Genomic DNA, 12,432 nt, shown 5'->3' on the forward strand with positions numbered 1-12,432 from the left:
ACATAAGAAATATGTTGTGCCAATCGTTTTGTATGTAATAATATGCATCGTAATTTATAGGGGTAAAGCAAGCCCAAGTAATACTGTTTAATAATTTAGATGTATCATCAATTCAATTGTTAGAAATCTGGCTCTTGGGAATCAAATTTTATATAATAGTCATTACTATTCTATTGGTCAAAAGGATTGGGATCAATTTGAAACAATATATAACCGCCTAGATTAATCCTGAGTTATGAGTCTGCAAGGGTGACAGATGGGAGTTAGTGTGAAATAAAAAGCATTTCACACGTTGAATTTAGGCCAGCGAGTAAGTCGCAGGCATGTAGGCTAGTGTGATAATAGAGAAAATGGAGAATAATAATGGGGAGGGTAATTATGAAGCACATACTTAAGAAGAATAAAATGTTTATTATTATTAAAGTTATCGCTATTTTATTAATTGTTTTATTAATAAAGGAAGGAATGAATTATGCTAAATCTAGCGGCGAAATAAAACCTGTAAGTACTAAGGAAGTCAATAAAAATAATAAAGAGAGAAAAACAATAAAAGCTCTCACGAATTATGTTACGAAAGAGGACATGTCATTAGCAAATCGGTGGAAAGGTAGTGATATGTCGCAGATAGCTGCTGTTATGAGAAAAGCTAGATTAGGGGAAAAGGTAACTATTGCTTGCATTGGGGGCTCTATCACACAGGGAACGATATCAAAGGGAACAGGCGATTCTAGTGTAGAAGTACATAAAAGTTATGCAGAGATCTTTTTTAAGTGGTGGTCAGATACATTTCCAAATACAAAATTTAAATTTGTTAATGCAGGTATTGGTGCAACAGACTCCTATTTGGGTGTCCATAGAGTGAAAAAGGATGTGCTTGATTATCATCCAGACCTTGTTGTCGTTGAGTTCTCGGTTAATGATGCAGATAATTTTACATATAAGAATACTTATGACAATCTTGTACGAAGAATTTTATTGTCAGAAAATAGTCCAGCAGTTATGCTATTATTTATGGGGCAGACAAATGGTGCTTCTGCACAGAATACGCATTCCTTGGTTGGATTTAATTATTCTCTTCCTATGGTCAGTTATAAGAATGTGATAGAGAATATGATGAAAGAAGGCAGATATTCAGCAAAGCAGTTATCAGGAGATATCACGCATCCATCTGCATTGGGACACGCCATTGCAGGAGAAATGCTTTGGAAGTATCTAAACTCTATCTATGAAAAAATAGATACCTACAAGGAGCCAACTCCTTTTAAGCATGAAGCAATAACAAAAGAATGCTATCTACAATCTGAGATATTAGATAATAAAAATATTACGCCAGATAGCCTTGGGACATTTAAGAAAAGCAGTAAATTTGAAGCATTTCCTAATGATTGGACTTCAAAAGAAGGAAAAGGGGAGATTAAGTATATAATAAAGTGTAGAAATTTAGGAATCATGTATTACTGCACTACAGATGGATTAAGCGGTCAATTCGATGTCTATATAGACGGTAAAAAGGCTACTACTTTAGATGCGAATTTTACAGGAGGATGGGGAAATTACGCAGCATCTAAGGAGGTATATACATCAGATAAAGCAGAGAAACATAGCATTGTCATTAAGAAATCAGTAGGTTCTACGGGGGAAGAGTTCACTGTGTTGGGATTATTAGCATCTTACTAATAGATTTTATAGCACCAACTATCAGTTTACAGTTATATTCATCGTGAAGTCATATCAGTAAAGATAGTATGATATTATTTGCAGATACTTTAATGCATAAAGGAGAAAAATAAGCAACTAAGAATAATAATTTAGGAGTATTTCAGCATTTACTCAATAAATTATCAGCCTTTAGTTGCTTTTCTTGTTAGTTTCGGTATAGCATTATTTCATAACTCATTCCTAGACTAGAGTATAAATAATACTTGATAAATTCAGTCGAACAGAGATGAAAAAGTTTTAATCATGGTAATTTAGATAACCTAACCCTGAATTTATCAAGTATTCAATGAATTTTTAGTAGGAAGTGGAACTACCGCTTAATTATTTATCCAGATTCATATCAGAAATTAATTCATTCTTCATCTGGAATAACTTATTGGATAAGTCTACATATACATTGTGAGGGTTTACAAGACGCTTTGTCTCATCCCATAATGTATCAAGTTCTTCGATACAATTTTGACGAATATCCATTACAGCAGGAGATTCGTATACGCATTCACCAGCTATGAAGACAGGAACTAACAATTCACGTAATGTATAAGTGTCTGGTTTTAGGTATAGCTTTTTCCAAGTTGCCATTGGATCAAATAGTAATAGAGGATCTTTTTCAGAGAGTACTTCATCAGCAAGAGCAATTAGGTCAGCTTTTATCTTTCCAGTTTCTTTATCGTAGATACGGTAAATAGTCTTATTACCTGGATTCGTAATCTTCCAAGTGTTCTCGGATAATTTAATCTTAGGAATAAAACCATTTCCTTTCTTAATAGCAGCTAGTTTATATACACCGCCAAATGCAGGGCAATCTTTGGAGGTAATTAAGTTAGTACCAACCCCCCAAGAACGAATGGCTGCGCCTTGAGTCTTTAAGGAGTCAATTAAGTATTCGTCGAGGTCGCTTGATGCTACGATGACAGCATCTGTATAACCAGCATCATCTAACATTTTTCTTGCTTTCTTAGAAAGGTAAGCTAAGTCACCACTATCTAGACGAATTCCATATATTTTAGGCTTTTTGCCAGCTTCCTTTAACTCATTAAATACTTGAATCGCATGTGGAACACCAGAATGAAGTGTATCATAAGTATCTACTAATAAAGTAGTATTTTGAGGATATAATTCTGCATATTTACGGAAGGCAGTGAGCTCATCTTCAAAGCTCATAATCCAGCTATGAGCATGAGTTCCTAAGGCAGGTACATTGAACTTCTTAGCGCATAGAACATTACTTGTTCCGATACAACCACCAATCACAGCAGCCCTTGCGCCAAGTGTACCAGCGTCAGGTCCTTGAGCTCTTCTTAGACCAAATTCCATAACTCCGTCACCTTTAGCAGCATATACAACTCTCGATGCTTTAGTGGCAATTAAGCTTTGGTGATTCACAATATTAAGAATTGCAGTTTCCACTAATTGAGCTTCCATAATAGGCGCAATAACTTTAACAAGAGGTTCCATTGGAAAGACTACAGTTCCCTCTGGAATCGCATAGATATCTCCGGTAAATCTAAAGTCTGCTAAGTATCCTAAGAAATCCTCATCAAATAGATTAAGACCTCTTAGGTATTCAATATCCTCAGTATCAAAATGTAGTTCTTTGATATATTCGATGACTTGTTCAAGGCCAGCGCAGATGGCATAGCCACTTCCAGAAGGATTATTACGATAAAACATATCAAAAATTACAGTTTCGTTGGCATTATTTTTAAAATAACCTTGCATCATAGTGAGTTCATAAAAATCTGTTAGTAAAGTTAAATTATCTTTCTCCATGTCTAAACTCCTTTGTGTTATGTCTTGCAGAATTCCTATTCAATAAGTAGATCATTAATACCTATTTCTATCAAACGGTATGAGGTTATTTAAAAATAACTCAAAAAATTAAGGTATACTGCAAAATCATTACAATAAAATTGATAAAATTAGTATTATTATATCACATCAAAAAAAATCTACAATATGCATTGTTAATAAATTAACGAAAAACTGATAGTCTTTGGTCCTATTTTTTAATAAAAATAGAATACTAATATAGGAATTTTCACAATCTAAGTAAGGAAGAAGTACTCTTTTTTATACTAAGCAACTAAAGTTACCCAGAAAAAGTTATGGAATACTATATAAATTCAAACGTTAGATTCTCTAAATTAAAGTAATAAGGAATAAGATACTTCACAAACTTGTTAAAGCCATGAGATAGTGGAAGTAGCGAGAAGTATTTAACACTTGAAAATAGAAGCAAAATATGGTATGTTTAATGTTAAAAGAATTTAGGAGGAGATATAAATATGGATGACCCTGACCCTGACACAAATAATATTTTTACGCAAATTTTGGTGCTTGCTGGCTTGACGTTAGTCAATGCTTTTTTTGCTGGAGCTGAGATGGCTACGGTATCAGTCAATAAGAATAAGATTAATATGATGGCTGAAGAAGGTAATAAAAAGGCAAAATTAATTCTAAAATTATTAGAAGAGCCTACGAAGTTCCTATCAACCATTCAAGTTGCAATTACACTATCTGGTTTTTTCGCCAGTGCATCAGCAGCAACTGGAATCTCTAAAATGTTAGCACAATCTTTAAAGTTCTTGCATTTTGATTATACAGATGAGCTTTCTTTTGTCGCAGTAACTATTATTTTATCTTATTTTACATTGGTATTTGGTGAATTAGTTCCTAAAAGAATTGCGCTACAGAAAGCAGAGACATTTAGCTTATTTTGTATTAGGCCAATTAATTTTGTATCAAAAGTCGCTTCACCATTTATAAAGTTATTAACTTTCTCAACGAATGTCACTCTCAAGATCCTTGGAATGAAATCAGAGAATCTAGAAGAAGAAATCTCAAAAGAAGAGATTAAATCTCTAGTAGAACAAGGAAAAGAGCAAGGTGTATTCAATAAGATTGAACAAGAGATGATTAATTCGATATTTGAATTTGATGATAAATTAGCTAGGGAGATTATGACTCCAAGAATTAATGTATTTGCCATTGATATTACAGAACCTGTGGATGACTACATTGAAGAACTATTTACGGTGACCTATTCAAGAATTCCAGTATATGAGGAAGAGATTGATAATATCATCGGAGTATTATATATTAAAGACTTTTTCCGTGAAGCAAGAAAAGTTGGATATGAGAACATTGATATTCGTTCTATTTTACACAAGCCTTATCTTGTGCCAGAAAGTAAAAATATTGATGAGCTATTCAAAGAAATGCAACACAAAAAGAAATATTTTGCAATACTAATTGACGAATATGGAGAATTCTCTGGTATTGTAACCATTGAAGACTTAGTGGAAGAAATCATGGGAGATATTGAGGATGAGTATGACAAGAACGGGCCACAGATCGAGAAGATGGATGATTCTACATACCTTATTGACGGACTAATCAACGTAGATGAGATAAATAGTAAATTAGACCTTGAGATAGAATCCGAAAACTATGATACCATATCTGGTCTGCTAATTGATACAATAGGTGAAATACCAAAAGAAGGCGATACCAGAAAGATTGAAGTGGACAACCTTATATTCGAATTAGTCAGTGTAAAAGAAAAGAGAATCGACAAAGTTAAATTGTATCTTCCAAAAAAAGTAGTGGAAGAAGAGATTGATGATTGACATCTGAAAAGGAATATACTATCATAAGATTTATATAAAATGGTAAGGTTCTTAGGAACTGGAATTACATGATATAAGTAAATAAAATAAAAACTTTGATAGAGACAGTAGATATTAAGTGAAACTTTAAAGCGAGTCAGGGAGAGTGAAAGCCTGATTGGAGTAACTGATATTGAAGATCACTCTTGAGTTGCAAGCCCAAAGATCGTTAGATAGCAATGATTTCAATATAAGTTATAACTTATATAAAGGAAGCATGTTATGACCAAGTAAGTGAAGCCGGAGTCCACCGTTAGAAGGATCGCATATGTTAGTATGTTAAATAGGTGGTAACGTGATAGCTATAGCTTTCATCCTGTTTAGGATGAAAGCTTTTTTAAATTCATAGGATTAGGGTATCAAAAGCCTTATTTTAGTGTACTGAGTGTATATCGCTGTATAATTATGAATTTTGGCTACCTTTCCCTCAGTAAAGTTTACAAAACAAACTTATCATATTTTTTACAAGCCTCAGAACTAGCATAAATACTCACTCACGTTCCTATTTTCACTATGAGTCTTGACAAAATATAAACGATACCTTCGGCCGGACTACGCCAAAATTAATAATTATACAGCGATATACACAATTTAGACTAAGAAAGGCTTTTACACCCTAATCTTTATAGGAACTTGCTTCGAATTTCCTATAAATTAAAAAGCACTCCGTGCAGGATGCGCACAAGCGCGAATGGAAGATATCGCAGATGCGACCGCGCTTGACGCGAGAGTTTGCATTGCAAACTTTTTGTTATTTTTCTTATTTCATGTAAGAAAAATAGAAAATATGGTAATAGTTAAAATAATAGTGATAGCTTCAACACAATAGAAGCCATTGAACTCAAACAAGTTAAAACAAAATCAAGATCATATTAAAGGAGGAGTTAATCGTGTACAACAAAGTATCCACGAATCTGAATTTCGTTGAAAGAGAAAAGAATACCCTTGAATTCTGGAATCAGAACAACATTTTTGAAAAAAGTATCGATGAGAGAAAGGAAGGAGAGACATTTACATTCTATGATGGACCTCCAACTGCTAATGGAAAGCCTCATATCGGTCACGTATTAACAAGAGTTATCAAGGATATGATTCCAAGATATCAGACAATGAAGGGCAAGAAAGTTCTTCGTAAAGCTGGATGGGATACCCATGGCCTACCAGTAGAACTTGAGATCGAGAAGAAATTAGGTCTGAATGGTAAGGAACAAATCGAAGAATATGGTCTAGCTCCATTTATTAAGGAATGTAAAGAAAGCGTATGGAAATACAAAGGAATGTGGGAAGACTTCTCTGGAACCGTTGGTTTCTGGGCTGATATGGAGGACCCATATGTAACGTATGATAACAACTTTATTGAGTCCGAATGGTGGGCATTAAAGAAGATCTGGGATAAAGGCTTATTATACAAAGGATTCAAGATTGTGCCTTACTGTCCTAGATGTGGAACACCACTTGCTTCTCACGAAGTAGCACAAGGATATAAAGATGTCAAAGAGAAATCAGTTATTGCAAAATTTAAAGTAAAAGACGCTGAAAATGAATATATCTTAGCATGGACAACAACTCCTTGGACACTTCCATCTAACGTTGCACTATGTGTGAACCCAGAGTTCGAATATGTTAAAGTAAGTGTAAATCTTGATGCGAATGGTAAGTTAATTAAGACATCAGCAGATTCAGAAGCTAGTGAAACAGTAGAAGTAGCTAAGACTGAAAAATATATCTTAGCAAAATCTTTATTAAATGTTATCGATGGCGATTACACCATTGAAGAAGAATTCAAAGGTGCAGACTTAGAATATAAAGAATATGAACCGTTATTCAATTATGCAAAGGTTGATAAGAAAGCATTCTATGTAACATTGGCAGATTACGTAACATTATCCGACGGTACTGGTGTTGTTCATATCGCTCCAGCCTTTGGTGAAGACGATTCACAAGTAGGCCGTAAATATGACCTTCCATTCGTACAATTAGTTGATGGAAAAGGTGAATTCAAACCAGAAGTAACAGATCTTGCAGGCGTATTCTGTAAAAAAGGTGATGAATCAATCATCTCCATGTTAAAAGAGCAAGGATTATTATTCAAAGTATTAAAATTCGAGCACAGTTATCCACACTGTTGGAGATGCGATACTCCTCTTATCTACTATGCAAGAGAATCTTGGTTTATCAAGATGACGGATGTAAAAGAAGACTTAATTAAGAATAACAATAAAGTAAACTGGATTCCAGAAAGTATCGGTAAAGGTCGTTTTGGTGACTGGTTAAATAACGTGCAAGATTGGGGTATTAGCCGTAACCGTTACTGGGGAACTCCACTAAATGTATGGGAATGTGAATGCGGACATCAACATGCAATTGGAAGCATTGAAGAGTTAAAATCAATGTCTAAGAATTGCCCAGACGATATCGAATTACACCGTCCGTTTATTGATGCGGTAACAATCGCTTGTCCAGACTGTGGCAAAGAGATGAAGAGAGTACCAGAAGTTATCGACTGTTGGTTCGATTCAGGAAGTATGCCATTTGCACAATGGCACTATCCATTTGAAAATGAAGAGATCTTCAAAGACAATTACCCAGCTGATTTCATCAGTGAAGCAGTTGACCAGACAAGAGGTTGGTTCTATTCCTTACTTGCTATTTCCACTCTAATCTTTAACGAAGCGCCATATAAGAACGTAATCGTTCTTGGACACGTACAAGATGAGAACGGACAGAAGATGAGTAAATCAAAAGGAAATGCAGTTGACCCATTTGATGCATTAGCGGAATTCGGTGCAGATGCTATCCGTTGGTACTTCTATATTAATAGTGCTCCATGGTTACCTAACCGTTTCCACAAGGATGCCGTATTAGAAGGACAAAGAAAGTTCATGGGAACTCTATGGAACACATATGCATTCTATGTTCTATATGCGAACATTGATAACTTTGATCCAACAAAATATTCACTAGATTATGATAAACTTCCAGTTATGGATAAATGGTTATTATCTAAATTAAATACAATGGTTAAGACTGTAGATGATAACTTAGCAAATTATAAATTACCAGAAACAGCAAGAGCATTACAAGACTTCGTTGACGAATTAAGTAACTGGTATGTAAGAAGAAGTAGAGAACGTTTCTGGGCAAAGGATATGCCACAAGACAAGATTAATGCCTATATGACATTATATACAGCATTAGTTACTGTATGTAAGGCAGCAGCTCCAATGATTCCATTTATGACAGAAGATATCTATCAAAACTTAGTAAGAAGCGTAGATAAGACTGCAAAAGAAAGTATTCATCTATGTGACTTCCCAGTATGTGAAGAATCACACATTGACAAAGAATTAGAGAAGAACATGGAAGCAGTTCTAGATATTGTAGTACTTGGTCGTGCCGCTCGTAACACAGCGAACATCAAGAATCGTCAACCAATTGGAAATATGTACGTAAAAGCAGACTTTGATTTATCAAGCTTCTACCAAGATATCGTGAAAGAAGAGTTAAATGTAAAAGAAATTACATTTACCGATGATGTAAGAAACTTTACATCATATAGCTTTAAGCCACAACTTAGAACGTTAGGTAAGAGATTTGGTAAGCAATTAAATGCTCTAAAAGAGGTATTAGCAAACTTAGAGGGTAATAAATCAATGGATGAAATCAATGCGACTGGAACTCTAAAGATTACTTTAGATGGTGTAGAAGAAGTCCTAGAAAAAGATGATCTACTAATTGATGCAGCTCAGATGGAAGGCTATGAATCTAATTCAGATTACGGAATCACTGTAGTTCTTGATACAAACCTTTCAGAAGAACTTATTGAAGAAGGTTATGTAAGAGAAATCATCAGTAAGATTCAGACAATGAGAAAAGATGCAGGCTTCGAAGTAATGGATCACATCGTTGTATACCAAGATAACAATGATAAGATTGCTGAGATCTTTAGTCGTAATGCAGAAGAGATTAAATCCGAAGTATTAGCAGAACACATCATCCTTGGTGAGACTAAAGGATTCACAAAAGAATGGAACATCAATGGGGAAGATGTTGTGCTTGGTGTGGAAAAAGTGATGTAATTACCAGGTTGTTGTGGATAAAGTGCTGTGATTCCTAAGTTATTGTAAATTACAATTTCTATTAAGAGTAGAATCTAGCTCAACAGTTATGAATAGGTATAAAATGTTGTAAATAAATAGGTTAAATAATAATAAAAGACCATGGGTTTTGAGAAAAAAGGAAATTTCTTGAAACTTCATGGTCTTTTGTATAAAATAGGATATAGATTTGTACTATTCCTAAAGGCGATACCCTTGTTACGATAGTTGCCTATAAAGCGAGTGATTCTGTTGAAGTATCCATGGATGAACAAGATAGTGTAAAGTTTATTCAGAATAGTGAGTATGAATAAGACTACCCAGATGCTGAACAAAGGTGATGTAGAGGGTTTATTAATAAAATACATGAAGAAATATATAAGAGGAGAAAACAATGAATAATGTAATCAATTGGCTTATTACAGATGACACCCCAGAAGTAAAATATCGTACAATGACCGAGCTTCTTGGTATGTCAAGAGATGAACTTGAAGTGAAAAAGGCTTATGATGATTTATTAAGTTCAGAAAGTCTTAGAATAGTCATGGATAAATTCAAACTTAATAATAAGTGGGAGGATATCAACGCTTTCTTGGCACTCACGGAATTTGGTTTAACACGTTATGATGTACCTATAGATGAATATATGGAACGTATCATCAAAAATATAAATATGAGTACGAAGTGTGCCAAAATATTATTATTGAGGAATCTGGTAGCGCTTGGATATTACGAGCATCCATGGGTACAAGATCAAATATCATTGGCTTTTTCAACTATACGCCATGACGGCACAGTTCGATGTCTGGACAAGAACAAGAAAAAGAACGACTCTAGGTTGCCTGATATGGGTTGCTATAGACAGACCACTACTTATCTATTACTCGCTGCAGAGCTGAAAAAGAAAGGCATTATTCTGCCGCAATATGAGCTATTAATAAAATTTTATATAGATCACAATGTTGCTTTTCGCTCTGACGACCCTGAAAAGGTAATTATCAAAGAGATGGCGGGGACATTTTATCCAATTGATCATGTACACATGGGGTTACATATGATTATGTATGGGATTTCGGTTCTGGGTGAGGGGAATCATCCTAATTGCGACAAAGCATGGGATTTGTTAAATAGCAAAAAAGACAATGAGAATAAATACATTCTTAGCGAATCATTTGCGGAGCCTTATATCAATGTGGGTATGGTAGGTCAACCTAATAAATGGGTAACACTTTATGTTCTGCTCTCAGAAAAATATCAAACCCAATAAACTAAGCGTCTCTTATTGAATAGACAAAGTTAAAGTAATATAGACAGTCACTTTTTAATAGAAGTTGCTGTCTATATTATTTTAATTATTTTCAAAATCAAAAAATTGCTTTTAACTTATTACGATTATATGCCCATATAACATTATCATTTTAATATTAAGATTGCGGTCTAGTAATATTAGATTGGCAACTTTTCCATTAGCAATACTTCCGTATCTATCATCAATACCAAGCTTTCTGGCGGGATTGATGGTCGCACACTTTATGGCACTTTCCAATGGAATTCCAATATCTTTCACGGCAATTCTTACACAATCCATCAGATTCGTAACCGAACCAGCAAGGGTACCATCTGCCAAGGTAGCGAGTGTCCCTTTTACGGTAACCTCTTGCTCACCAAGGGAGTAGGTTCCATCGGATAGTCCAGTAGCCATCATACTGTCGCTAATTAGGATAATGCGGTTATCCGTAAATTGTTGGAATGTGCTTCTAACTACACTTGGATGAAGATGATTGCCATCGCAAATAAGTTCCACGGTGCAGTCTTTTGAATCGAAGGCGGCACCAATGACACCAGGAGCTCTATGAGAATAGGCAGGCATGGCATTGTATAGATGAGTAATGTGGGAAGCACCCATATTAAGTGCGTTCTTTGCTGTATCGTAATCTGCCATGGTGTGTCCAAGAGAGATAATTACGTCTTTCGAGAATTGCTTGATAAAGTCCAAGGAATGAGGAAGTTCAGGGGCAATTGTAATCAATTTAATCATATTATTAGAAGCCTTAAGGAGGCGCTCAAATAGTGCAATATCAGGAAGTTTAAGATATTGTTCGTTTTGTGCGCCTTTTTTATCATGCGATAGAAAAGGACCCTCCATGTTGATTCCGGATAGTATGGAAGTAGTGAATTGAGCGGATGATAAATACTGTCCTATGGGAGTAATTACATCCATAGAGGATATAGGAGGTTTCATAAATGATTTCGTAAATGGTGATTTTAAGTTAGCAGAATTCAAAGGTAAGCTTGTATAAGTAGCAACACTCTTGCATATATTGAATAAAGACTCCTCACTAAGAGTCATGGTAGCAGGAACAATATTCGTAATTCCGTTTCTTAACTGGTATTCTGCTATCTTTTCTATTGCACAATAAGTGCCTTCTGAAAAGTCATGCCCGGCACATCCATGAAAATGGATATCAATGAGCCCGGGAATGGCATAGAGATGTGAAGCATCAAGAATAGAGTCTTCCCATCTTATATTCTCGTCATGAGGTTTAGAAACAAAAGAATCTAAATCAATCCAATTGCTCACAGAAGAATCGTTATGACCATCTGTTAGAGTACAATCCGTTATCAAAGTACGATCCAATCCAAAAGTACCATTTGAAATAGTGATGTCTTGTTTATGAAAGTGACCATCTTCTAGATATACAGCTGCATTTTTTATAAGCATATTTGGCCTCCCTATTAAATTTGCTCTTAATTTTTATCATAAATAATTACTTGGAATAAAATTATTTGGAGACATTGGAAATGTATGTAATCCATTTAATTATTATGTAATAAATTTTGTCGAATTGTAAAATAAATTAATGCTTACGTAATGGTATTTTGCGTAAAAAAGAGTATAATTTCATCTGGTGCGTAACTTAAATCCTGGTATTATGAATCAGTGT

At 34.7% G+C, this 12,432-nt stretch carries 6 protein-coding genes; 4 read left to right on the forward strand and 2 right to left on the reverse strand.

Annotated elements, in window-relative coordinates; genetic code table 11:
* The first annotated feature begins 378 nt into the window (after nucleotides 1-378).
* A complete protein-coding gene (locus bsdtb5_RS00640) occupies nucleotides 379-1,677 on the forward strand; it encodes an SGNH/GDSL hydrolase family protein (RefSeq protein WP_271714130.1) in 1,299 nt (432 codons plus the stop codon).
* Nucleotides 1,678-2,040: 363 nt separating this feature from the next.
* Here bsdtb5_RS00640 and bsdtb5_RS00645 read toward each other — a convergent pair whose 3' ends face one another.
* A complete protein-coding gene (locus bsdtb5_RS00645) occupies nucleotides 2,041-3,492 on the reverse strand; it encodes a nicotinate phosphoribosyltransferase (RefSeq protein WP_271714131.1) in 1,452 nt (483 codons plus the stop codon).
* Between the two features lie 515 nt (nucleotides 3,493-4,007).
* Between bsdtb5_RS00645 and bsdtb5_RS00650 the strand changes: the two genes are divergently transcribed.
* The 3 genes from bsdtb5_RS00650 to bsdtb5_RS00660 all read left to right on the forward strand — a co-directional run bounded on the left by bsdtb5_RS00650 (nucleotide 4,008) and on the right by bsdtb5_RS00660 (nucleotide 10,754).
* Nucleotides 4,008-5,351, forward strand: a complete 1,344-nt coding sequence (locus bsdtb5_RS00650) for a hemolysin family protein (protein WP_271714132.1) — start codon at nucleotides 4,008-4,010, stop codon at nucleotides 5,349-5,351.
* Between the two features lie 929 nt (nucleotides 5,352-6,280).
* Nucleotides 6,281-9,469: an isoleucine--tRNA ligase gene (gene ileS / locus bsdtb5_RS00655; protein WP_271714133.1), complete on the forward strand. Its 3,189-nt coding sequence runs from the start codon at nucleotides 6,281-6,283 to the stop codon at nucleotides 9,467-9,469.
* 412 nt (nucleotides 9,470-9,881) lie between these two features.
* A complete protein-coding gene (locus bsdtb5_RS00660; protein ID WP_271714134.1) occupies nucleotides 9,882-10,754 on the forward strand; it encodes a hypothetical protein in 873 nt (290 codons plus the stop codon).
* 111 nt (nucleotides 10,755-10,865) lie between these two features.
* On the opposite strand, the gene nagA is transcribed toward bsdtb5_RS00660, so the two are convergent.
* Nucleotides 10,866-12,209 carry an N-acetylglucosamine-6-phosphate deacetylase gene (nagA, locus tag bsdtb5_RS00665; RefSeq protein ID WP_271714135.1) on the reverse strand — a complete coding sequence of 448 codons (1,344 nt, stop codon included), beginning with the start codon at nucleotides 12,207-12,209 and terminating at the stop codon, nucleotides 10,866-10,868.
* Nucleotides 12,210-12,432: the final 223 nt, after the last annotated feature.

The organism is Anaeromicropila herbilytica (assembly GCF_016591975.1).
In the GTDB taxonomy this organism is placed as follows: Bacteria; Bacillota; Clostridia; order Lachnospirales; family Lachnospiraceae; genus Anaeromicropila; species Anaeromicropila herbilytica.